Origin of the sequence: Curtobacterium sp. YC1, from assembly GCF_016267665.1 — a bacterium.
Taxonomy (GTDB): Bacteria; Actinomycetota; Actinomycetes; order Actinomycetales; family Microbacteriaceae; genus Curtobacterium.
The window spans coordinates 1868875-1891470 of record NZ_CP066341.1; the positions used below are offsets into that span (position 1 = coordinate 1868875).

20 protein-coding genes are annotated in these 22596 nt (G+C 70.8%); 1 reads left to right on the forward strand and 19 read right to left on the reverse strand.

Annotated features, from left to right (window positions below):
- Positions 1-3 precede the first annotated feature (3 nt).
- The 18 genes from I8920_RS08795 to I8920_RS08880 form a co-directional block, all read right to left on the reverse strand.
- Complete coding sequence (locus I8920_RS08795; protein ID WP_198656009.1) at positions 4-975, reverse strand: AAA family ATPase; 972 nt, start codon at positions 973-975, stop codon at positions 4-6.
- A gap of 57 nt (positions 976-1032) precedes the next feature.
- Positions 1033-6918, reverse strand: a complete 5886-nt coding sequence (locus I8920_RS08800; RefSeq protein WP_198656010.1) for an Ig-like domain-containing protein — start codon at positions 6916-6918, stop codon at positions 1033-1035.
- Positions 6891-8303: a serine/threonine-protein kinase gene (locus tag I8920_RS08805; protein WP_198656011.1), complete on the reverse strand. Its 1413-nt coding sequence runs from the start codon at positions 8301-8303 to the stop codon at positions 6891-6893. Before I8920_RS08805 ends, I8920_RS08800 begins: the two co-directional genes overlap by 28 nt.
- A gap of 127 nt (positions 8304-8430) precedes the next feature.
- Positions 8431-9252, reverse strand: coding sequence for a PP2C family protein-serine/threonine phosphatase (locus tag I8920_RS08810; RefSeq protein ID WP_198656012.1), 822 nt, complete (start codon positions 9250-9252; stop codon positions 8431-8433).
- Positions 9253-9255: 3 nt separating this feature from the next.
- The gene (locus tag I8920_RS08815) at positions 9256-10110 is read right to left on the reverse strand and encodes an FHA domain-containing protein (RefSeq protein WP_198656013.1); all 855 of its coding nucleotides are present in this window, start codon (positions 10108-10110) and stop codon (positions 9256-9258) included.
- A gap of 25 nt (positions 10111-10135) precedes the next feature.
- The gene (locus I8920_RS08820) at positions 10136-10693 is read right to left on the reverse strand and encodes a hypothetical protein (protein WP_198656014.1); all 558 of its coding nucleotides are present in this window, start codon (positions 10691-10693) and stop codon (positions 10136-10138) included.
- Positions 10694-10803: 110 nt separating this feature from the next.
- Complete coding sequence (locus I8920_RS08825; RefSeq protein WP_332873174.1) at positions 10804-11574, reverse strand: YaaA family protein; 771 nt, start codon at positions 11572-11574, stop codon at positions 10804-10806.
- Positions 11571-11834, reverse strand: coding sequence for a F0F1 ATP synthase subunit epsilon (locus tag I8920_RS08830; RefSeq protein WP_027465776.1), 264 nt, complete (start codon positions 11832-11834; stop codon positions 11571-11573). The genes I8920_RS08825 and I8920_RS08830 overlap by 4 nt, the downstream gene beginning before the upstream one ends.
- Before the next feature lies 1 nt (position 11835).
- Positions 11836-13290 (reverse strand): F0F1 ATP synthase subunit beta, encoded by a 1455-nt coding sequence (atpD, locus tag I8920_RS08835; RefSeq protein ID WP_065959250.1) that lies wholly within the window; start codon positions 13288-13290, stop codon positions 11836-11838.
- 47 nt (positions 13291-13337) lie between these two features.
- Positions 13338-14240: a F0F1 ATP synthase subunit gamma gene (locus I8920_RS08840; protein WP_198656015.1), complete on the reverse strand. Its 903-nt coding sequence runs from the start codon at positions 14238-14240 to the stop codon at positions 13338-13340.
- The gene (atpA, locus tag I8920_RS08845) at positions 14241-15869 is read right to left on the reverse strand and encodes a F0F1 ATP synthase subunit alpha (protein WP_198656016.1); all 1629 of its coding nucleotides are present in this window, start codon (positions 15867-15869) and stop codon (positions 14241-14243) included. It abuts the gene before it with no gap.
- A 108-nt stretch (positions 15870-15977) separates the two neighbouring features.
- Entirely contained in the window at positions 15978-16772 is a 795-nt protein-coding gene (locus I8920_RS08850; RefSeq protein ID WP_198656017.1) for a F0F1 ATP synthase subunit delta, read from the reverse strand.
- Between the two features lie 2 nt (positions 16773-16774).
- Complete coding sequence (locus tag I8920_RS08855; RefSeq protein ID WP_198656018.1) at positions 16775-17329, reverse strand: F0F1 ATP synthase subunit B; 555 nt, start codon at positions 17327-17329, stop codon at positions 16775-16777.
- A gap of 9 nt (positions 17330-17338) precedes the next feature.
- Positions 17339-17575 carry an ATP synthase F0 subunit C gene (atpE, locus tag I8920_RS08860; protein ID WP_027465781.1) on the reverse strand — a complete coding sequence of 79 codons (237 nt, stop codon included), beginning with the start codon at positions 17573-17575 and terminating at the stop codon, positions 17339-17341.
- Between the two features lie 61 nt (positions 17576-17636).
- Positions 17637-18497, reverse strand: coding sequence for a F0F1 ATP synthase subunit A (atpB, locus tag I8920_RS08865; RefSeq protein ID WP_232832703.1), 861 nt, complete (start codon positions 18495-18497; stop codon positions 17637-17639).
- Positions 18498-18601: 104 nt separating this feature from the next.
- A complete protein-coding gene (locus tag I8920_RS08870; protein ID WP_225559219.1) occupies positions 18602-19093 on the reverse strand; it encodes a hypothetical protein in 492 nt (163 codons plus the stop codon).
- Positions 19090-20316: an MraY family glycosyltransferase gene (locus tag I8920_RS08875; protein WP_198656019.1), complete on the reverse strand. Its 1227-nt coding sequence runs from the start codon at positions 20314-20316 to the stop codon at positions 19090-19092. The genes I8920_RS08870 and I8920_RS08875 overlap by 4 nt, the downstream gene beginning before the upstream one ends.
- Positions 20313-20987, reverse strand: a complete 675-nt coding sequence (locus I8920_RS08880) for an L-threonylcarbamoyladenylate synthase (RefSeq protein ID WP_198656020.1) — start codon at positions 20985-20987, stop codon at positions 20313-20315. Before I8920_RS08880 ends, I8920_RS08875 begins: the two co-directional genes overlap by 4 nt.
- Positions 20988-21024: 37 nt before the next feature.
- Here I8920_RS08880 and I8920_RS08885 point away from each other — a divergent pair, with 37 nt between their 5' ends.
- Positions 21025-21675 (forward strand): HAD family hydrolase, encoded by a 651-nt coding sequence (locus tag I8920_RS08885; RefSeq protein ID WP_198656021.1) that lies wholly within the window; start codon positions 21025-21027, stop codon positions 21673-21675.
- A gap of 44 nt (positions 21676-21719) precedes the next feature.
- On the opposite strand, the gene prmC is transcribed toward I8920_RS08885, so the two are convergent.
- Positions 21720-22517, reverse strand: coding sequence for a peptide chain release factor N(5)-glutamine methyltransferase (prmC, locus tag I8920_RS08890; protein WP_232832704.1), 798 nt, complete (start codon positions 22515-22517; stop codon positions 21720-21722).
- Positions 22518-22596: the final 79 nt, after the last annotated feature.

Consider the following 22596-nt stretch of genomic DNA (forward strand, 5'->3'; position numbering starts at 1 on the left):
CCGTCACGTCGTGGCCCGGTCGGCGGGCGGCGGGGTCTCGACCAGGAGCTGTGCGATGACGCTGGGGGCGCTGACGCCGTCGAACTCGGCCTCGGCGTCGAGCACCAGGCGGTGAGCGAGGACCGGGACGGCCAGTGCCTTCACGTCGTCGGGGGTGACGTAGTGGCGCCCGCTCAGGGCTGCGAGCACCCGTGCGGCACGGATGAGGCCCATCGCGCCACGGACGCTGACGCCCAGCCGGACCTCGCTGGCGGACCGGGTCGCGTCCACGAGTCGGGCGACGTAGTCGGCGATCACGGCGTCGACGTGCACCGTCCTGGCCAGTGCGGCCATCTCGGTGATGGTGGCGGCGGGCACGACGCTCGCCAGTGGGACCGACGCGGACGGCGCCGACGAGGTCTCGAGGATCTTGACCGTGGCGGCGTGGTCCGGGTAGCCGATGGAGGTCTTCATCAGGAAGCGGTCGAGCTGCGCCTCGGGCAGACGGTACGTGCCGGCCTGCTCGACCGGGTTCTGCGTCGCGATGACCATGAACGGTGCGGCCAGGCGGTGGTTGACGCCGTCGACCGTGATCGCGGACTCCTCCATCGCCTCGAGCAGCGCGGACTGGGTCTTCGGGCTCGCGCGGTTGATCTCGTCGGCGAGCACGATGTTCGCGAACACCGGCCCGCGGTGGAAGTCGAACTCCTGGGTGCGCTGGTCGTAGACGCTGATGCCCGTGATGTCGCCGGGCAGCAGGTCGGGGGTGAACTGGATGCGGTTCGTGGACCCCTGCACGCTCTGCGCCATCGCCCGCGCCAGGCTCGTCTTGCCGGTACCGGGGACGTCCTCGAGCAGCAGGTGTCCCTCGCTGAGCATCGCCGTGACGGCCAGGCGGATCACGAAGGTCTTCCCGAGGAGCACCTGCTCGACGTTCGTCACGATGCGGCCGGCGACGTCGGCGAACCAGGTGGCCTGCTCCGGGGTCATGCTCATGCGTGGTGGTCCTTCGGTCGTGGCAGTGGGATGGCGGGCGGGCGGTGGGCCGCGGCGTCAGCCGGCGGGTGCGGGCTCGGGGGCGGGCTGCTCGGGTGACGGGTCGGGCGCCGGCGCATCCGCCACCGGGAACGCCTCGGTCTCGGTGCCGGCCTGCCTCAGGTCGGACCCGTCGGACGTCGTGACCGTCGCACGCACCTTCACCGAGCTCGCTCCGAGCGGCGGGGTCGGCGCCGTCTCGCCGGCGTTCCAGCTGTCGGTGGACCGGAAGAAGTCACCGTCGTCGTCGAAGTACCAGTACGCGGTGTAGCGCACGGTGCCGCCGGACGGACCGGTGACCGCGATCGGCTGTCCCTGCTGCGCCGAGGTGACGGAGACGCGGGTGTCGAAGGCCGCTGCGGCGCCGCTCCACGAATCGCCGTCCGTCGTGCAGAAGGTGCTCCCGGGTCCGCCGCACGCACGCAGCACGATCTGCGCCGACACGTTGCGGCCGCCAGTGCCCGGAACACCGGTCCAGCTCTCTCCTGGTCGGAGGGAGACCGTCCGACCATCGGCCTGGAGCTCGTAGTGGTGGACGGGCCGTCCCGGTGCCGTGACCTCGACGTTCCAGATGTTCGTGCTCGTCTCGACCGTGCGGACGCCGGGACTCGACGTCCCCGACGGGCGCTCGTACGTGACGGCGTCGACGTACTCGACGTTGCAGAAGTACCCGTTGGAGACCGTCACCGCGTACCGGGCGGAGCCTCCACCCACGCCGGTGTCACGAGCCGGGCTCGACGTACCGATCGGATCCGACGGCGGCGCCGCACAGTTCACGCTGCCCGAGCGGTAGACCGCGTACCGCAGGCCGTTCCCGCCCGCGGCGTCCGGTGCGGCCCAGGTCACCGTCACCGTGGAACGTCCGTTCGAGTCAGCCTGCTCGCCGGCGACCGCCTGCACGCTCCTCGGCTTGCCGGGCGTCCCGACCGCGGTCCCGGTCGCCGACGCCGCGTTCCACTGCACGACGGTGCCGTTGCGGTCCGCCGCGTTGCGGGCCGAGACGGTGACCTTGTACTGGGCCGCGCTCTGGGCACCGGTGAACGAGGTGCTGGTGGCCGTGCCCGTGTGGCGGGTCGTCGACAGGCCGGGGCCCTCGATGGTGACGATGTGGTCGTCGACCGGGCTGCCGCCGTTCGGCGCGGACACCTTGCCCCACTTGACGTCGAGCTGGTTCGGCGTGGACCGGCTGGTCGAGACCGTGATGCCCTTCGGCGGCGCGGGCACGAAGTCGGCACTCACGGTCCCGGAGCGGGGCGAGGGCTTCGAGTCGCCGACGGCGTTCGTCGCGACGACCTGGAACCGGTAGGAGCCCTTGGGGTCGAGCCCGGTGATGGTGCACACGGTCGCGGTGCCGCAGTCCTTCGCGACACCGTTCGTCCCGACGAGTCGGTAGCCGGTGATCGGCGAGTTGTTGGCCTGTGGCGTCGACCACGTGAGCGTGGCGCGGCCGCCCTCGTAGGAACCGGTGCGGGTCGGCGCACCCGGGGCGTCCGGGACGTCCTGCACGGCGATCGTGACGTCGCCCCAGACGTACCGGTCCGGGTCGTTCGTGGCGTCGGCGACCTGGTACTGCAGGTGCGCGTCGACGGGCTTCGCGCTGTCCGCCACGCGGACCTGCAGCCGGCTGCGGTCACCGCTCGGCGTCACGGTCACACCGCTCGGCAGGCCACCGGCGAGTCCGCGGATGTTCACCACGCGCAGACGCTGACCGGGGAACGGGTTGGTCGGCCGGTCGTTCGCGAGCACGTCGATGGTGGTGGTCTGGCCGCGCTCGGCGACCGCGCGGTCCGCCCCGGGCTGCACGAGCGGCCGCGTCGAGGCGACGACACCGACGGTGATCGTTCCGGCACGCCCGCTGTTGGCGTCGTCGGCGACGCCGATCCCGATCGACGCGGTGGTGTTCTTCTTGACGGTGTCGGCGAGGGTGATCGTGAGCTGCTGCTTCGCGATCGACGCGGTCGTGCCCGCGGACGGGCGGCCCACCACCGAGTACCGCAGCTCCGGGAGGTCCTTCGGGTACGGGTAGTCGGTCAGCTTGGTGAGGTCGATGCGCCGCGTCTCGCCCGGTTGCATCTCGACCGACGAGCCGGTGAACGCCGGCGGCTGGTTGGAGCGGGGCGTCACGGTCACCGGCAGCACGAGGGTCGCGACGCGCCCCTTCCCGCCGTTGGCCGCCGACCCGTCGGTGACCTCGAACGAGATCGACGCCTTGCCGTAGTAGAGCTTCGACGACGTGAACTGCAGGGTGGACGAGTCGACGACCAGGCTCTGCCCGTTCGCGTGGGTCGCCTTGACCGTGCCGCGGTCGGTGATCCTCGCCGTCTCGCCGTTCGCGGTGACGACGAAGTCCTCGAGCGGGATCCGGACCGTGGCCTCGCTCTTCACCGTGACCGCCCCAGCACTGCGGTTGATCTGCGGCAGCGCGTCGTCGAAACCGGGCACGTTGATGAAGCCGTACGAGACGACGTCCGGGTGGTCCAGGCGTGCCACCGAGAACGGGATCACCTGCGACTCGTCGGTCAGGCGCACCGTGATGCGGCCGTCGTCGGTGGTGCGAGCGGTGTCGCCGTAGCCGTCCACGACCCCGACGCGCAGGTCGGCCGCCGTGCCCTCGGCGAAGAAGACGTTGTCGAGCACGTCGACCGTCACGCTCTGGCGGCGCAGGATGTCCTGCAGGTCCAGGGTGGTGTCGTCGACCTCGGGACGCAGCGGTTGGGCGTCCTCGTCGACGGTCACGGTGAGGAAGGTCGTGCTCGATCCCCCGCTGGCGTTCGCGACCGTGTACAGCACCGCGTAGTCGCCCTGCTTCGCGGACTTCGGCGGGGTGACGCGGATCTGCTGCTTCCGCAGGACCTTGGCCGTCACGTCGTCGTCGGTCGGTTCCGCACGCGCGACGGTGAGCTGGCCGCCCTGCGGGTCGGAGTCGTTCTGCAGGACCCGCACGGTGACGGAGCCCCCGGGACGGATGGTGACGTGGTCGGCCTCGGCGACGGGGTTCGACGCCTGTTCCGCGCGGGGCGCGATGCCGACGCGGACGGTCCCGGTGGCGCGTGCCCCGAGTGCATCGACGACCGTGTAGGTGAACTCGTCGGTGCCGGCCGAGTAGTCGCCGGCCTCGTAGGTGAGAGCGTCGGCGGCGACGTCCGTCACGGACCCCTTGTCGGGGTTCGACGCGACGCCGACGAGCTGCACCGAATCGCCGTCCGGGTCGATGCCGTTGAGCGGCACGGTGACGCGCACGGACGAGCCCGCGACGACCCGGGCCGTGACCGTCTGCGGCACCGGCGGGTTGTTCGTCGCCGTGTCGCGCTCGCGCACCGAGATCGACACCGTGGCATCGGCGTACTGCCCGTCCGGACCGGCGACGCGGTACACGGCGGTGTGGTTGCCCGGCGTCTCCGGCGCGAGGTACCGCAAGTGGTCGCCGGATGCGAACAGGAGCCCGCCGTCGCCGGGCACGTTCTGCACCAGGTCCGGGCGCAGGGTCAGCGGCTCGCCCTCCGGCTGCGTGTCGTTGTCGAGGACGTCGATGTTCGCGACGTCACCCACGCGCACCGTCGCCGAGTCGGGCTGTGCGACCGGGGGCTGGATGCGGTCCGGACGCGGGATCTCGACCACCGTGATCGTGCCGGGCGACGACGCGAGCCCGTTGGTGACCGTGTAGCCGAACGACACCGGGCCGTCGAGCGGCGCGGTGAGCGTCACCCGGACCGTGTGCTGGTCGAGGATGCTGGCCTGCACCCCGCTGCCGCGGCCGGGCCCGTCCAGGGCGGTCACGAGCAGGACGCCACCCGCGGGGTCGATGTCGGTCGCGGTCACGTCGGTGTCCTTGGTCGACAGGGTGTCGACGAAGACCGTCTTCGGGGTCGTGATCGGCGCCGTCGAGGCGTCCGGCGGTGCGAGGACGGTGACGCGGACGATGCCGCTCGACGTCTTCACGCCGTCCGTCACCGTGTACTCGAGCTGGTGGTCCCCCGCGCGCTCCCCCTGCACCCGGAAGGTGCCGGCGTCGTAGCTCGGGGTGACGGTGAGGCCGGACGCCGACGACACGCTCGTCAGGGTCACGGTGCCGTTGCCGCCGCGGACGTGGTCGAGCGGTTCGACCGTGAACGCCTTGCCCGCGTACCCCGACACCGGGAACGGGTCGGCGCGCAGCGGCACGCTGCCCTGCTTCGCGACGCGGAGCGTGGCGGCTCCGCGACCGTCGGCCCGGCCGTCGCTGACGACGAGCTGCACGGACCGTTCGCCGGTCCGGCCGCTGTCGTTGCGGTAGTCGAGCAACCCGTCCGGCGTGGTCGACACGCGGTCGCCGTCGGAGGCCGTGGCGGACACCAGGTAGACCGGGTCGCCGTCGGGGTCCACCCAGTCGGCGAGCACGTTCGTCACGACGTGGCCGTTCTGCACGACGTCGGCCGAGGTGTCGCGGACCTGTCGCGGTGCATCGTTGCGGCTGTCGGGGCGGACGGTCACGCGGACCGTCGCGGTGTCCGATCCGCCGTTGCCGTCGGTGATCGTGTACGGGAACGAGAGCACGCCCGTCGCGCGGGACGACAGGGTCACCTGCAGCCGTTGGCCATCGCCGACGATGGTGACCCGGCCTGCGGAGCCGGGCAGGTCGCCGACCTCGCTGACGATGATCGGGTCGCCGTTGGGGTCGTAGTCGTTGAGCAGGACCGGGAGGCTCGTGGTGCGTCCCGGACGAGCGCCCAGCTCGTCGTCGACCGCCACCGGCGGCTTCTGGTCCTTGTCGACCTCGGGGTCGTCGTCGGACACCTGTTCCTGCTGCTGCTCGTCGTCCTGGTCGATCAGGTCGGCCCAGTTGTCGATGAGCTGCCCGCTGCGGTCGATCGCCCACGAGCGCCCGCTGCGCGGGTCGTTCGCGACGACCGTCTCACCGTTGTGCAGGATCTGCAGCTCGCTGGTGCCGCCGGTGCTCGCCAGCCGCTGCAGGGCACTGCCGTCGCAGGTGTCGACGGCCTGGCCACCGGCCCACGCGGCGTACGTGCACGAGCCGTCCACGAGCGGCCGCGCCGCCCGCCCGGACACCTGCATGGCGGTCGCGTCGACGGCGCCCGACGCACCGACGCGCACGAGCCCGGCGGTCCCGGCGACCGTGAACCGGTCGCTGGAGTCGGAGGACCGCTGCAGGGCCGGCGACGACCCGATGCGGTCGCCGAGTTCCACCGTCCGGCCGTCGACCGAGAGCGCCCCGCTGGTGCGGTCGAGCACGGCGAGGTGTCCGTCGGCGGTCGCGACCTGGAAGTCGTCACCGCCGTCCGCGTCGACCTTCCAGCGTTGGTCGACGGTGAGGGTCGTCCCGACGTCGACGAGCGACGCGGTGCCGGTCTTCGCCGAGTAGACCGCCACGTGGTCGTCCGAGGCGTCGAACACCGTGTCCGCGCCGAGGGTCAGGTCGGCCTTGGTCGAGGCGTCGAACTCGGCGAGGTCGGCGGCCGGTGTGGCCCACAGCTCGCCGGTGTCGGCGTTCCCGATGACCGCCGTGTCGCCGGCGAGGAAGACGCGCGGGGTCCCGGCGGGCAGCGTGACCGGGTCGCCGACCGTGGCGTGGGCGACGTCGACCCGCGCGACCGTCCCCTTCGTCTCGTCGACGCTGTAGACCATCGAGCCACGCTGCAGGACGGACACGTCGTCGCTGGTCGTCTCGACCGCGGTGTTGAGCTGCAGGACGCCGGTGTTCGCCCGGCCGACCGCTCCGTACTCGGCGGAGGGCACCCAGACGGTGCCGTCCCCCAGGTCGACGCGCTGCGTGTGGTACCCGGTGGAGACGATGGCCGTGGTCGCGACGACGGCGGCGACGAGCACGGACGCGCCGGTCGTGACGGCGGCCGACCGGTGCTTCGACAGGAAGGCGCGGATCACCCGGCGCTCCCGATCGTCGCGCACTTCTGCGCGCTCGCCGCCCCGGTCTTGCCGTCGCGGTTCACGGCGACGGCGATGCACTCCTCGTCACCGCGCTCCCCGGAGACCACGAAGGTCGTGCCGGTCTGCTGGCTCGACGATCCGTTCGACGAGATGACGTAGGTGTCACCGCTGCGCAGGCCCGGGTCGGCCCAGCTGAACGACACCGACTCGGCTGACGGGTCGGCCCGGACGTCCTCCACGGTCGGGATGGCTCCGGTGCCGAGCCGCCCCACCACCACGACCGTCGCGATCGTGAGGGCTGCGACGACCACCAGGGTCAGCGAGCCGGCCCACACGAGCGTGGAACGGTTCCGACGCCGGGTGCGTGTGACCGAACCGGTCCGGTGCACGGTGCCGACGCTCTGCGACCCGGCTGCGACCACGCCGCCCTGCACGGCACGGCGGGTGCGGCGTCGGCCCCCGACCCGCGTGGGCGGCTGGAGCTCGCGGATCATCGTCCGTTCACCGCTCGCCGTGGGGGTCGAGATCGCCCACGCCTCGACCGCGACGTCGGCGGAGGTCTGCGGGATGCCGAGCTCGGCCTCGACCTGCTGGAACCCGCGGACGAGTTCGATCACCGTCGCCGGTCGGGCCTGCGGGCGACGGGACAGCGCAGTGGCGAGCAGGCGCTCCAGCGTCGGCGGAACGTCGGTGCGACCGGTCGGCTTCGGACCGCCCTTGTCGATGCGGTGCATCAGGTCGCTGGCGCCGTTCTTCCCGCCGCGGACCTCGAAGGGGCTGCGGCCGGCCAGCAGCGAGTACACGGTGGCGGCGAGGGAGTAGACCTCGGACTGGATCGTGCCGCGGGACTCGTCGATGAGCACCTCGGGCGCGGACCACGGGATCGACATGCCGATCGGCTCGTCCGGGTCCGTGCCGCCGATGGTCGCCGCGATGCCGAAGTCGGACAGCACGGGGTTGCCGTACGCGGTCAGCAGGATGTTGGACGGCTTGATGTCGCGGTGGAGCACGCCCTCGCGGTGCGCGGTCTCGAGTGCGGAACCGATGCGGATGCCGATCGACAGCACCTCGGACACCGGGATCGGTTCGCGGCGGTAGCGCTCGCTCAACGACGAGGAGCACAGCTCCATCACCAGGTACGGGCGACCGTCCGCGGCGACGCTCGCCTGCAGGACGGTGAGGATCGACGGGTGCGTGCTGAGCCGCGCCATGAGGTTCGCCTCGGCCTGGAACATCTGCCGCACGCGGTCGTCCACGACCTCGTCGAGGAGCACCTTCACGGCGACCTGCCGGCGCGGCATGTCCTGCTCGTAGAGGAAGACGTCGGCGAACCCGCCGGACCCGAGGACGTGCACGGGGCTGAAGCCCGGGATCACCGGCGGGGTGGACGGCAGGCGTCGCGCCATGGTCCTCTCCTCCCCCGGCCGAGCGGCCAGCTTGCTCGTCGTGGCCTTGTCATTGTACGAAGCGTGGGCGACGGGCTCTCCGCGCACCGATCCCCCACGGTCGGGTGCGCTCCCCCAGTTCGGGGGGTCAGTGACGGGGCAGCGTGTCCTCGAGGTCGCCGTCGTCCGGTGCCGCGTCGACCTGCAGGACCACCACGGTGACGTTGTCGCGCCCGCCCGCCACCACGGCGTCGCCGACGAGGCGTTCGGCGAGCTCCTGGGCTCCGGGCTCCCGAGCGGCGATGCGCCCGATCCCGGCGTCGCCGAGCTCCTTCGTCAACCCGTCGGAGCACACGATGTAGCGGTCTCCGGCCCGCAGGGGCAGCGTCCACCAGTCGGGCGCCGGCGGCTCCCCGAAGCCGACCGCCCGCGTGATGACGTTGCTGTCCGGGTGCTGCTCGGCGTCCTCCGCGCGCAGCAGTCCGGCGTCCACCATCTCCTGCACGACCGAGTGGTCGACGGTGACGCGTCGGAGCACGCCGTCCTCGATGCGGTAGGTGCGGGAGTCGCCCACGTTGAAGACGAGCGCGGCGGGCTGCCCGAGCGAGGCCACGAGGGCGATGCCGGTGACGGTTGTCCCCGCACCGATCGCGTTCCCCCCGGCGGCGCGCTCGATGTCGGCGGTCGCGAGCAGCAGCGCCCGCTGGATGCCCTGACGGGTGGTGAAGGACTCCGGCGTCACCTGCTCCAGGCGGCGCACGACGGCGTCGCTCGCGCGGTCACCGGCCAGGTGTCCACCCATGCCGTCCGCCACGACGAAGAACGGAGCGCCGACGATGTAGCTGTCCTCGTTGTGGTCGCGTCGCCGCCCGACGTCGGTCGCGGCACCCCACGACAGGGTCAGGGTGGCGCCGTCGGCACCGGGGATGTCGATGGCGTGCGCAGTGGCTGCTCGGCCGAGTTCGGTCACGTGTCAGGATCGCTCTCTGGTGGGTCGGGGCGTGCCGTGTGCTGGTGGATCGGTGGGCCGGGCGGGGACCGCGGACGACCCCGGTGCCGTCGGTGCGACGCGGAGGTACGGCGAGAGCACCTCGATGGCGTTGCCGTCACCGATCTCGACTACCGTACCCGTCAGCGCGACGACCGACGCACCCGACGGCATCCGGTAGGGCGGCGCACCGGCCGGCCGCACCACCGTGCCGTTCGTCGAGCGGAGGTCCTCGACGACGACCGCCTCGCCCTCAGCGTGCAGCCGGACGTGCGACGAGGAGACCTGCCCGTACACGGAGCGCACGGTGACGAGTTCCGGCGCGGGACCGTGCGAGACGCGCGGCAGCGACGGACGTCGGCCGATGACGACCGGACGGTCGAGTCGGAAGGTCTGGTCGCCGATGCGGACCGACGGCACGTGCGCCGACGGTGCGGTCGGCGACGCGGGGAAGGCCGGGAGGCCCACACCGGCCCCGGCGAGCAGGTGGCGGTCGGCGACGGGTCGCCCTGGGACGCGGACCACGGTGTCGTCCGGTGCGGCGGTGCCGTCCGGTTCGGCGGTGCTGGCCGTTTCAGCGGTGCCGGCCTGGACGAGCGGGGGCGCGTCCACCAGCGGAGGGCGGCGGATGACGGTGTCGTCGAGCGCGCCCGCCGTGTCACCGGCGGCGCTGCGGGGCGGACGACCGATGACGGTGTCGCCGAGTGCGTCGTCCTGGTGATCATCGCGGACCCGCTGCCGGGGCGCACGGATGACGGTGTCCTCGATGTCCTCGATGTCCTCGATGTCCTCGATGTCGTCGTCGCGCAACCGGAGTCCTCCCAGGGTGGTCTCCCCCACCGTAGACGATCCTGTCGACCCCTCGTCACGGCCGCACCCACGAGGGCGCGCTGCCGGCCAGGACCGAACGCAGCACGAGGCCGGCGAGCGGGTCGTCCGCGCAGGTCTCCAGTGCGTACCGGGCACGGGTCTCGGCGCGCGCCGGGGAACCGAGCGCCCAGGAGCACCAGGAGCCCAGCGCGAGGGCGCCGGCGGCCCCGGCCGCACTGTCGGCCGCGCTCCCCTGCGCCCGCCAGGACCGCCAGGCATCCGCGCACCGGTCGCCGGCGGTCCGCACCCGGGACCGGTCCGGCTCGACGCCGCACCCGCGGAGCTCCGGCGGGGTCGGGTCGCTGAACGGGTCGAAGGCCCGGATCGACCGCGGGTCCGGGGCGTCTCGGTCGGCGATGAACCGCACCAGGGCGATGCGCGTGGCGAGGGCGCCGCACGCGGTGGTGACGGCCACCGCGGCAGCGGTGCTCGGCGGCCCACCGCCGGGCGCGACGAGCGCGGCCGCCGCTGCGGGGAGCGTGATCGCGGCGGCGATCTCGCGGGGGTAGCGGACTGCGGAGCCGGGAGCGGATCGGGCGGTGCGAGGGATCATGCACGCCATCGAAACGCAGTGCGGGCCTCCAGGCAGGGCGGACCGTGCCATCTGTGGAAGCGCCGCCGTCCTGCCAGCGCTGTGCAGGACGGACCACCTGCCCGCCGCCGTCAGGCGGGGACGGGTTGCAGGCTCTCCGCGACCAGGTCCCAGCCGGCGTCAATGCGCTCCACGACGACGCCGTGGGTCGCAGCCCAGCCGACCAGCTCGTCCATCGACCCGACGGACGCGCCCGTGCGCGCGAGCAACGCGACCAGGCGGCCCTTCGCCGTCTTGTTCCAGTGGTTCAGCGCACGGCGACGACCGGAACCGTCGACGCTCACGACGCGCGGCGCGACGGCGTCCGGGACGGGTCCGAGCTGCCGGTACCCCTCGGAGCGCAGGTCGAGCACCAGCCCTGCCGGCCGCGACGCGAGCGCACGCGCCGAGGCACCCGGCCAGTGCGACGCCAGACGCACCGCTCCGAGCCGGGAGTCGTGCGACAACCGGTACGCCGGGATGGGGTCGGCGGCACCGATCGGGCCGAACATCGCCGACTGGACCACCACGTGCCGCGCCCACCACGAACGGGTCGCGTCGTCGGCGTCCCGTGCCGCCAGCGGATCGTAGAGCACGCCCGTGTAGCGCTCGATCGCCGGCATCGTGGCCGACGTCTCGAGCTCGAGGTTCCGGAACCGCTCGGCGATCGACTTCGGACCGAGCTTCAGGGCCGTCCGGGCCGTGGACTCCTCGGAACTGACGGAGCGGGCCGCGGTGATCACCGCGGCCCGCTCATCAGCCAGTTCCGGGAAGGACAGCGCACACAGGTCGAGCGTGCGGTCCGAGTCCCCGCCCTCCCGCTTCGTCTCCGAAGGCGGGAGGAGGACGGTCAGTCCGGTCAGGACGCCAGCGCGGCCTGCCGCGCGACGATCGTCACCGTGTCGTGCTCGACCGACAGGAAGCCGTCCTCGGCGTCGACCGCGACGGTCGACCCGTCGGCCCGCGTGATGCGGACCTGACCCTGCGCCAGGATCGCGAGCATCGGCTCGTGTCCGGCGAGGATGCCGATCTGGCCCTCCGTCGTGCGTGCGACGACCATGGTGGTGTCGCCCGACCAGACCTCACGGTCGGCCGAGACGACGCTCACGCTGAGACCCGCCATGTCAGCGGTTCTCCTTCTGGATCTGTGCCCACTTCTCTTCCACGTCGTTGATGCCACCGACGTTGAAGAACGCCTGCGTCGCGACGTGGTCGAACTCGCCGTCGGCGATGGCGCGGAAGGACTCGATGGTGTCCTTGAGCGGCACCGTGGAGCCCTCGACACCCGTGAACTTCTTCGCCATGTACGTGTTCTGCGAGAGGAACTGCTGGATACGACGAGCGCGCTCGACCGTGATCTTGTCCTCTTCGGAGAGCTCGTCGACACCGAGGATGGCGATGATCTCCTGCAGTTCCTTGTTCTTCTGGAGGATCTGCTTGACGCGCGTGGCCGTCTCGTAGTGGTCGGCGCCCAGGTACCGCGGGTCCATGATGCGGGACGTCGAGGTCAGCGGGTCGATCGCCGGGTACAGACCCTGCGACGCGATCTCACGCGAGAGCTCGGTCGTCGCGTCGAGGTGCGCGAACGTGGTGGCCGGAGCCGGGTCGGTGTAGTCGTCGGCCGGCACGTAGATCGCCTGCAGCGAGGTGATCGAGTGACCACGCGTCGAGGTGATGCGCTCCTGGAGCACACCCATCTCGTCGGCGAGGTTCGGCTGGTACCCCACCGCGGACGGCATGCGGCCGAGCAGCGTGGAGACCTCGGAACCGGCCTGCGTGAAGCGGAAGATGTTGTCGATGAAGAGGAGCACGTCCTGCTTCTGGACATCGCGGAAGTACTCCGCCATCGTCAGCGCCGACAGGGCCACGCGCAGACGCGTTCCCGGCGGCTCGTCCATCTGGCCGAACACGAGGGCCGTCTTGTCGAAGACCCCCGCCTCTTCCATCTCACCGATGAGGTCGTTGCCCTCACGGGTGCGCTCACCGACACCGGCGAACACCGACACACCGCCGTGGTCCTGCGCGACGCGCTGGATCATCTCCTGGATGAGGACGGTCTTGCCGACGCCCGCACCACCGAAGAGGCCGATCTTGCCACCCTGCACGTACGGGGTGAGGAGGTCGATGGACTTGATGCCGGTCTCGAACATCGAGGTCTTCGACTCGAGCTGGTCGAAGGCCGGGGCCTTGCGGTGGATCGGCCAGCGCTCGGTGATCTCGAGCTTCTCGTCCGTGTTGAGCACGTTGCCCAGGACGTCGAAGACCTTGCCCTTGGTGACGTCGCCGACGGGGACCGAGATCGGAGCGCCCGAGTCACGGACCTCCTGGCCACGGACCAGGCCGTCGGTCGGCTTCAGGGAGATGGCGCGGACGAGGTCGTCACCGAGGTGCTGGGCGACCTCGAGGCCGATCTCCTGCGACGAGTCACCGATGGTGATGGTCGTGAACAGGAGGTTGTACATCTCCGGGATTGCGTCGTGGGGGAACTCGATGTCGACGACGGGGCCCGTGACACGGGCGATCCGGCCGACACCGGGCGCCGACGACGTCTCGACCGCGGTGGTTGCGGTGTCGGTCATGGCTGGTGCCTTCCTGAGGGTGGGTATCTGTCCGCGAACGACGCGGACTACTTCTTCTTCGACGAGAGGGCGTCGGCGCCGCCGACGATCTCGGAGATCTGCTGGGTGATCTCCGCCTGACGCGCGTTGTTCGCGAGTCGGGTGAAGTCACGGATCAGCGCGTCGGCGTTGTCGCTGGCCGCCTTCATCGCCTTCTGTCGTGCGGCGTGCTCGGAAGCAGCCGATTGCAGCATGGCGTTGAAGATCCGGCTCTCGATGTAGACCGGGAGCAGCGAGTCGAGCACCGCATCGGCGTCCGGCTCGAACTCGTACAGCGGCAGCGGCTCGTTGCCCTCGGGCTCGTCGATGCCCTCGACGACCTCGAGGGGCAGCAGGCGGACCACCTGCGGCTCCTGGGTCGCCAGGCTGATGAACCGGTTGAACACGATGTGGATCTCGTCCACGCCGCCGTCAGCGGTGTCCTGGAGGAACTTCGCCACGACGGCGTCGCCGATCTCCTTGGCCGTCGAGAACTCCGGCTGGTCGGTGTTGCCGACCCACTGCTGCTCGGACGGACGCTCACGGAACGCGAAGTACCCGACGGACTTGCGGCCGACCAGGTAGTAGACGACGTCCTTGCCCTCGCTGCGGAGCAGGGAGGCGAGCTCCTCGCCCTGCTTGAGGACGTTCGTGCTGAACGCGCCGTTCAGGCCGCGGTCCGAGGTGAAGAGCACCACGGCAGCGCGGGTCGACGACTCCGGCTCGGTGGTCAGCACGTGGTCGACGTTCGAGAACGTCGCCACGGCCGACACCGCGCGCGTGACGGCCCGCGAGTACGGACCGGACGCAGCCATGCGGGCCTGCGCCTTCTGGATCCGCGACGCCGAGATCAGCTCCATGGCGCGCGTGACCTTCTTCGTGGTCTTCGCCGACTTGATCCGCTGGCGGTAGACCCGGACCTGCGCTGCCATCTAGCGACGACCCTTGACGATCTGCTCCTGGTCGACGTCCTCGGCCTCGGCCGCGTCGAACTGCTCGGAGCCGAGGGTCTTGCCGTCGCTCGTCTGGAAGCTCTTCGTGAACTCGTCGATCTGCTTGTCCATCTCGGCGACGGTCTCGTCGCTGAGCTGGTTCGTCTCGCGCAGGGTCGTGAGGACGTCGGAGTTGCGACGCAGGTGGTCGAGCAGCTCAGACTCGAAGCGGAGCACGTCCGGCACCGGGACGGTGTCGAGCTTGCCGTTCGTGCCGGCCCAGATCGAGACGACCTGCTCCTCGACGGGGTACGGCGAGTACTGCGGCTGCTTGAGGAGCTCGGTCAGACGCGCACCGCGCTCCAGCTGACGACGCGACGCCTGGTCGAGGTCGGACGCGAACATCGCGAAGGCCTCGAGCGAGCGGTACTGCGCCAGCTCCAGCTTCAGCGTGCCGGAGACCTTCTTGATCGACTTCACCTGGGCGTCACCACCGACGCGGGACACCGAGATGCCCACGTCGACGGCCGGACGCTGGTTCGCGTTGAAGAGGTCCGACTGCAGGAAGATCTGGCCGTCGGTGATGGAGATGACGTTGGTCGGGATGTACGCCGAGACGTCGTTGGCCTTGGTCTCGATGATCGGGAGACCCGTCATCGAACCGGCGCCGAGCTCGTCGGACAGCTTCGCGCAACGCTCCAGCAGGCGGGAGTGCAGGTAGAAGACGTCACCCGGGTAGGCCTCGCGGCCCGGCGGACGACGCAGGAGGAGCGACACCGCACGGTAGGCCTCGGCCTGCTTCGACAGGTCATCGAAGATGATGAGGACGTGCTTGCCCTGGTACATCCAGTGCTGACCAATGGCCGAGCCGGTGTACGGGGCGAGGTACTTGAAGCCGGCCGGGTCGGAGGCCGGGGCGGCGACGATGGTGGTGTACTCCATCGCACCGGCGTCCTCGAGCGCACCCTTGACGGAGGCGATCGTGGAGCCCTTCTGGCCGATCGCGACGTAGATGCAGCGGACCTGCTTGTCCTCGTCGCCCGACTCCCAGTTGGCCTTCTGGTTGATGATCGTGTCGATCGCGATGGCCGTCTTGCCGGTCTGGCGGTCGCCGATGATCAGCTGACGCTGGCCGCGGCCGACGGGGATCATCGCGTCGATGGCCTTGATACCGGTCTGCAGCGGCTGGTGGACCGACTTGCGGGCCATGACGCCGGGTGCCTGGAGCTCGAGGGCACGACGGCCCTCTGCGGCGATCTCGCCGAGACCGTCGATCGGGGCGCCGAGCGGGTCGACGACGCGACCGAGAAAGGCGTCGCCGACGGGGGCGGAGAGGACCTCACCCGTACGGGTGACCTCCATGCCCTCCTCGATGCCGCCGAACTCGCCGAGCACGATGGCGCCGACCTCGTCTTCGTCGAGGTTCTGCGCGAGGCCGAGGGTGCCGTCCTGGAACCGGATGAGCTCGTTCGCCATGACGCCGGGGAGACCCTCGACGTGGGCGATGCCGTCACCGGCGTCGGTGACGTGCCCGACCTCGGCCGTGGAGGCCTTCGTCGGCTCGTAGTTCGAGACGAAGTCCTTCAGGGCATCACGGATCTCATCGGGGCTGATGGTGATGTCTGCCATGGGATTTTCCTTGTGGTTTTCCGGGGCCCTTCGGCTCCGAGAGGGTGACGCTGCCAGACTCGGCAGTTCCCGTTGTGGACTTGGGGAGGAGCGGCTTCGACCGTACGCCTAGCCGGCGAGCTGGAGCCGGAGCTCCGAGAGTCGCGTGGACACGGTGCCGTCGATGACGTCGCCGCCGATCTGCACCCGGACCCCGCCGACGACGGTGGGGTCGACGACCTGGTTGATGCTGATGTCCTTGCCGTACCGCTCGGACAGACCGCGCGTGACGCGGGCCGACTGGGCGGGGGTGAGCGCGGTGGCGGTGACCACGGTCGCGACGAGCTTGCCGGACTGGTCGGCCACGATGCGCGAGGCGTCGCGGACGATCTCACCGATGCGACGGCCGCGAGGCTGCTGCACCAGGGCCGACACGATCGTGATCGTCTGCTGCGATGCCTTGGCACCGAGCAGCCGCTCGACGAGCGCGCCCTTCTGCTCCGGGCTGCCGAGCTTCGTGCCGAGCGCGAGCTCGAGGCCGGCGTCCGAGCGGACGGCGGTCTCGAAGGCGAACAGCTCCGACTCGATCGGCGAGTCCGGACCCGCGGTGGCGGCGACGGCGCGGATACCCGCGTCCTCGATGCCGGCGAGCAGGTCCTGCTGCGAGGACCAGCGCGAGCCGGCCACCGCGGTCAGGACCGCACGCGTCGCGTCCGACTGTCCGGCGAAGACACGGTCGATGAGGACCTTCTTGCCGGCCGGGTCGGCCGTCGGGTCGGACAGCAGCCCGAGCAGCTGCGGCGCACCGGCGATCGCACGCCCGGAGGCGAGGATCTCGGCACCCACGCCCAGGTCGGCGCTCGGACCGAGGTCCGAGAGCACCGCCCTGGTGGACGCGAGTGCTTCCCTGGTAGCGCTGCGCATGCTCAGTGCTCCCCCGTCTTCGTGGCCTGCGAGGCCTCGAGGTCGGCGAGGAAGCGGTCGACCACGGCGGTCGACTTGGCGTCGTCCTTGAGGGACTCACCGATCACACCGGACGCGAGGTCCAGTGCGAGGGTGCCGACCTCGGCGCGGAGGGCCTGGACGGCGGTCTGCCGCTCGGCCTCGATCTGCGCCTGGGCGTTGGCCGTGATGCGTGCTGCATCGGCGGCCGCCTGCTCGCGGACCTCGTTGCCGATCGCCGTGGCGTCGGCGCGGGCCTGCTCACGGATGCGGGACGCCTCGGCGCGTGCATCGGCGAGCTGCTTGTTGTACTCGTCGAGCGCAGCAGCGGCCTGCTCCTGAGCGGCCTCGGCCTTCTTGATGCCGCCCTCGATGGCCTCGGTGCGCTCATCGAGCATCTTCGTGATGCGCGGCGTGACGACACGCCACATCACCACGAAGATGATGACGAATGCGAGCGCCGACCACACGATGTCGTACAGCGGCGGGATCAGCGGGTTGTGCGCTTCCTCCGCTGCGATGATGAGTGCGTTCTGCATCGAGGAACCTTAGTTGGTGAAGATGAAGTACGTGGCGATACCGATGAAGGCCAGGGCCTCGGTGAAGGCGATACCGATGTACATGAGGGTCGTCAGGCGGCCCTGGAGCTCGGGCTGGCGAGCGACGGACTCGATCGTCTTGCCGACGACGATGCCGACGCCGATGGCCGGGCCGATCGCTGCGAGGCCGTAGCCAACCGTCGCGATGTTGCCGTTGATCTCCGCGAGAACGGTCGTTGCGTCCACGTGTTTTCCTTTCGAGGTGCGGGTCCGACGGTCGCCGGTCCCGTAGGGGGTCAGTGAGGAATCAGTGCTCGTCGGCCAGCGCCAGCTGGATGTAGACGGCGGTGAGGAGCATGAAGACGTAGGCCTGCAGCAGCGCGACGAGGATCTCGAAGAAGCTGAACGCGATGCCGAACGCGATGGTCCCGACGCCGAAGGCCTTGAAGCCGAGCGATGCGTCGAAGAAGAAGAACTGCGTGGCCGAGAAGAACAGCACGAGGAGCAGGTGCCCCACGACCATGTTCATCAGGAGTCGCAGCGTCAGCGTGACGGGACGGAGCACGAAGGTCGAGACGAGCTCGATCGGCGTCACGATGAGGTACAGCGGCCACGGCACCCCGGGCGGGAAGAGCGCGTTCTTGAGGAACGTGCCCGGGTGCTTGCGGAGACCGGCGTAGATGAACGCGAGGTACGCGACGATCGCCAGGATCATCGGCATCGCGATGCGGCTGGTGCCGGCGAGGTTCATGCCCGGGATGAGACCCGTCAGGTTCATGAACAGCACGCCGAAGAAGATCGTCGCCAGGAGCGGCAGGAAGCGCTTGCCGTCCTTCTCTCCGAGGTTGTCGAAGGTGTTGCGACGGACGACGTCGAACGCGTACTCGATGAACGCCTGTCCGCGGTTCGGGACGAGCTTCAGTGCACGGGTGCCCACGAAGGCGAACACCAGGAGCACGGCGACGGCGAAGAAGCGGATGAGGACGACTCGATCGATCTCGAACGGCGTCCCGGCCCAGAGGAGGGCATCCGGGAAGAACTCGTTGATCGACGGACCATGGAACTCGGCGGCCTTGCTGCTCCCCGCCGCGACGGTGTCAACCGCAGCGGAGAGGGACAGGGGAAGAGCGTGGGATAGCAGCGCTGTCTCCTGTGTCGGCGCGCGCACATCATGGCACGCGATGGTGGACGTTGTGGAGGCTTGTCCGCCCGAGCGAGGCTCCGGAAGCGGACGTCGAGAAGCCTATCAGGTGCGAGAGGCTTCCCGGCTTCTCAGTTGCGGGGGGTCGCGTTCCCAGCGTCCGCTGAGCCGACGCCGTCGTCGCCGGGCAGGCGCACGCCGATCGGGATGCGGGCCTTCGCGACGGCGACGACGTCGATGACCAGGGAACCCACGACACCCGCGATGATGACGATGGCCAGCACCGGGAAGTCGACCCACTCGCGGTCCTTGAGCAGGACGAGCAGGACGATGAAGACGATGAACTTCAGCAGCCACGTGCCCATCACGATGCCGAAGAACGCACCGGAGATCATCTGCCCCTTCGACACGCGCAGCGCCACGAGGACGCTCACCGCGGTGAGCCCGAGGAACACGACGCTGAGCACCGCGCCGAGCAGGCCGCCGACGAGCCCGGGGCCGTCCGCGACGAGGAACCCGATGAGCCCGCCGACCACCGCCAGGGCGACGGCGAGGACCGCTCCCCAGGTGATGATGCGGCGGAACACCGGCCGGACGTGGTCGAGCGCGTTCGGTGCGGTCACGTGATGTCTCCAGGGATCGTTCGGTCGTTGGCGGCCCGGTCGAGCGGGTCGAGGCTGGCGTCCACCACGGCGGCGGACCGGTCGGCGGTCTGGGCGGCGATCTCGGTGCGCTTCCGGCCGAGCGGCGCGAAGGTGAAGACGCCGCACACGACGAACCCGACCGACACGAACACGGCGACCCAGTACCAGTCGACGAACAGGAACAGCAGGCACCCGACGGCGACGGTGGCCGTCCACGCGTAGAAGATGAGCACGGCGTGGAAGTGCGAGTGCCCCATGTCGAGCAGCCGGTGGTGCAGGTGCTTCCGGTCGGCCGAGAACGGCGACTTCCCCGCGCTGAGCCGTCGGGTGACGGCGAGCCCGAAGTCCAGGATCGGCACGATGAGGATCGCGAACGGCAGCAGGATCGGGATGAACGCCGGCAGGAGCGCCTGGCGTGTCTGCACCGCCGCCGGGTCGATGTTGCCCGTGACCGACACCGCGCTCGTCGCCATGAGGAACCCGACGAGCAGGGCACCGGCATCGCCCATGAACAGCTTGGCGGGGTGCCAGTTGAGGATGAGGAAGCCGAAGCAGGCACCGACCAGGACCGCCGTCAGCAGCGACGGCAGGTTGAAGAAGAACTCGGTCTGCACGACCACGCGGTTGATGAAGAACGTGTAGAGGAAGAAGACCCCGCCGGCGATGATCGCGACGCCGGCCACCAGCCCGTCGAGCCCGTCGATGAAGTTCACCGCGTTCATCACGAGCACCACCGCCAACACGGTGAAGATCAGGCTCATGTAGGACGACCCGACGCCGAGCGTGTTACCGATGGGCAGCGAGACGATCGCCACGCCCTGCCACGCGAGGATGCCCGCGGCGATGATCTGCCCCGCGAGCTTCGTCATCCAGTCGAGGTCCCAGATGTCGTCGGCGACACCGAGCACCACGATGATGGTCGCTCCCCCGAGGACCGCGAGCACCCGGCCCGGTTCGGAGAACACCAACCGGAAGTAGTCGGTCCCGGCGATCGAGGGGAACAGGAACCAGGCGGCGAGCAGCGAGACGATGACGCCGATGTACATCGCGATCCCGCCGAGCCGCGGCGTGGGCGTGCGGTGCACGTCGCGTTCGCGGACCTGCGGGTACCACTTGTACTTCAGCCCGAGCTTCCAGACGATCAGGCTCATCACGAAGCTGACGGCCGCGGCGATGGCCCCCGCGAGCAGGTAGTACTTCATGTGACGAGGTCGGCTCCGACGACCCGGATGATCTCCTCGTCGGGGATCACCCCGTGCCGGACGATGCGGAGCGTCCCGCCCTCTGACAAGCCGGTCGCGTCGACGATGGTCGACCCGGTGCTGGCCGCGAAGCCGTCGTGCGCGCCGATCGGCCCGCCGTCCAGGTAGATCGCAACGCTGTCGCCGAGCATGCCCTCGGCCGCGTCGACGTCCATGGCGGCCGGGTCACCGGTCGAGTTCGCGGAGGAGACCGCGAGCGGCCCGACCTCCTGCAGCAGCTCGAGCGCGATCCGCGAGTCCGGCATCCGCAGGGCGACCGTGCCCCGCGTCTCGCCGAGGTCCCAGTCGAGCGAGGGCTGGGCGCGCAGGATGACGGTCAGGCCACCCGGCCAGAACTCCGCGACCAGGTCGCGCACCGCCTGCGGCACCTCGCTGGCGAGGGCGTCGAGCGTGGGCGGTCCGGGGATGAGCACCGGCGGCGGCGACTGGCGCGTCCGCCCCTTCGCGTCGAGCAGGCGCTGCACGGCCGTCGCGCTGAAGGCGTCGGCGGCGAGGCCGTAGACCGTGTCGGTGGGGACGACGACGAGCTCTCCGCGCCCGAGGGCGGCTCGCGCGAGCCGCATCCCGGTCAGGAGCCCGTCGGAGTCGGTGCAGTCGTATCGGGAGGCCATGACTCGACGATGATAGTGCGCCACAATGGAGGACATCGTGAACGAGACGCCCGCACCCCCGCTCCTGTTCCTCTTCGACATGGACGACGTCCTGGTCCGGTACGACTGGCGGGTGCGCATGGCGGCACTCTCCGAGCTCACCGGGCACCCGTTCCAGGAGCTCCGTCGGCGGTGGTGGGACTGCGGCCACGAGATGCGCGCCGAGGCCGGTGGGTTCACCGACGGCGACACCTACCTGGCGGCCTTCGCCGAGGCCATGGAGTGCGAGGTCCCCGAGGCCGAGTGGGCCCGGATCAGGGGTTCCGCGATGACGGAGCTGCCCGAGCGCATCGAGGCCGTCCGCATCGCCGCGGAGCACGGGCGTGTCGGCCTGCTCACGAACAACGGTCCGCTCGCCGGTCGCTGGATCCACCAGTGGGCGCCGTCCCTGCCCGCGGTGTTCGGCGAGCACCTGGACACCACGAGCAACTTCGGCGCCCGGAAGCCCGAACCCGAGGTCTTCCTGCGCGCGGTCGAGCACCACGGCGTCCCGGCCGAGCGCACCTTCTTCGCCGACGACATGCCCGAGAACGTGGCCGGCGCCCGGAGCGTCGGGATCCACGCCGTCCTCGTCGAGCACGACACCGACCTGCGCGAGCACGTCCGCGCCTTCGTCGCGGCACAGCGCCAGGCCTCCCCCGTCGCCTGACGCGCGCTCGCACCCGCCGGACGGGAGGCGCGGCTCGCGTCCGACTAGCGCGTCGCGGTGGTCGTGCGGTCGCGCCCCGTCAGGTCGACGTGCGTCTCCGGGGTGCGGAACCCCCGGCGCGTCAACACCTGTCGGACGCCGGCGCCCTGCGGCTCGGCGTGCTCGACGACCAGGACGCCCCCGGGCACGAGCAGGCGCCAGGCGGTCTCGGCCAGTGCTCGCACGGCGTCGAGGCCGTCCGGCCCGCCGTACAGCGCCATCGCCGGGTCGTGGTCGCGGACCTCGGGGTCGATCGGGACCGCGTCGTCGGGCACGTAGGGCGGGTTCGACACGACGACGGAGACGGTGCCGTCGAGTTCGGGCAGCGCGTCGGCCAGGTCGCCCTCGACGAGCCGGACCGTGCCACCGTGGGCCTCGACGTTGCGCCGGGTCCAGGGCAGGGCCTCGGGCGAGCGTTCGACGGCGTAGACCACGGCGTTCGGCACCTCGGTGTCCATCGCGATGGCGATGGCCCCGCTGCCGGATCCCAGGTCGACGGCCACCGGCGCCGGCACCGCGGCCGCACGCAGCGTGTCGATGCCGAACTGCACGACGCCCTCGGTCTCCGGCCGCGGCACGAACACACCGGGACCCACAGCGAGCGTCAGGGCACGGAAGTACGCCTCGCCCGTGATGTGCTGCAGCGGCTCACGCGTGCGGCGCCGGGCGATCGCGTGCCGGAAGCGCTCGACGTGCTCCCCCGCGATCGCTCCGCCCGTCAGCGCGCGTGCCTGGACGGCTCCGCGCGACGTTCCGGTCGCCCAGGCGAGGAGCAGTTCGGCGTCGACCTGCGCGGTGGGCACCCCGGACGCACCGAGCGCCGCGGCCGCCTCCCTGAGGAGTCGGTCCGCGGCGAAGGTGACGGGCGTGTCGGCGGTGATC

Coding starts and splice junctions, on each gene's coding strand:
- I8920_RS08795 (WP_198656009.1), bottom strand. CDS start 975: ATGAGCATGACCCCGGAGCAGGCCACCTGGTTCGCCGACGTCGCCGGC.
- I8920_RS08805 (WP_198656011.1), bottom strand. CDS start 8,303: ATGGCGCGACGCCTGCCGTCCACCCCGCCGGTGATCCCGGGCTTCAGC.
- I8920_RS08820 (WP_198656014.1), bottom strand. CDS start 10,693: ATGATCCCTCGCACCGCCCGATCCGCTCCCGGCTCCGCAGTCCGCTAC.
- I8920_RS08830 (WP_027465776.1), bottom strand. CDS start 11,834: ATGGCGGGTCTCAGCGTGAGCGTCGTCTCGGCCGACCGTGAGGTCTGG.
- atpD (WP_065959250.1), bottom strand. CDS start 13,290: ATGACCGACACCGCAACCACCGCGGTCGAGACGTCGTCGGCGCCCGGT.
- I8920_RS08840 (WP_198656015.1), bottom strand. CDS start 14,240: ATGGCAGCGCAGGTCCGGGTCTACCGCCAGCGGATCAAGTCGGCGAAG.
- atpA (WP_198656016.1), bottom strand. CDS start 15,869: ATGGCAGACATCACCATCAGCCCCGATGAGATCCGTGATGCCCTGAAG.
- I8920_RS08850 (WP_198656017.1), bottom strand. CDS start 16,772: ATGCGCAGCGCTACCAGGGAAGCACTCGCGTCCACCAGGGCGGTGCTC.
- I8920_RS08855 (WP_198656018.1), bottom strand. CDS start 17,329: ATGCAGAACGCACTCATCATCGCAGCGGAGGAAGCGCACAACCCGCTG.
- I8920_RS08875 (WP_198656019.1), bottom strand. CDS start 20,316: ATGAAGTACTACCTGCTCGCGGGGGCCATCGCCGCGGCCGTCAGCTTC.
- I8920_RS08880 (WP_198656020.1), bottom strand. CDS start 20,987: ATGGCCTCCCGATACGACTGCACCGACTCCGACGGGCTCCTGACCGGG.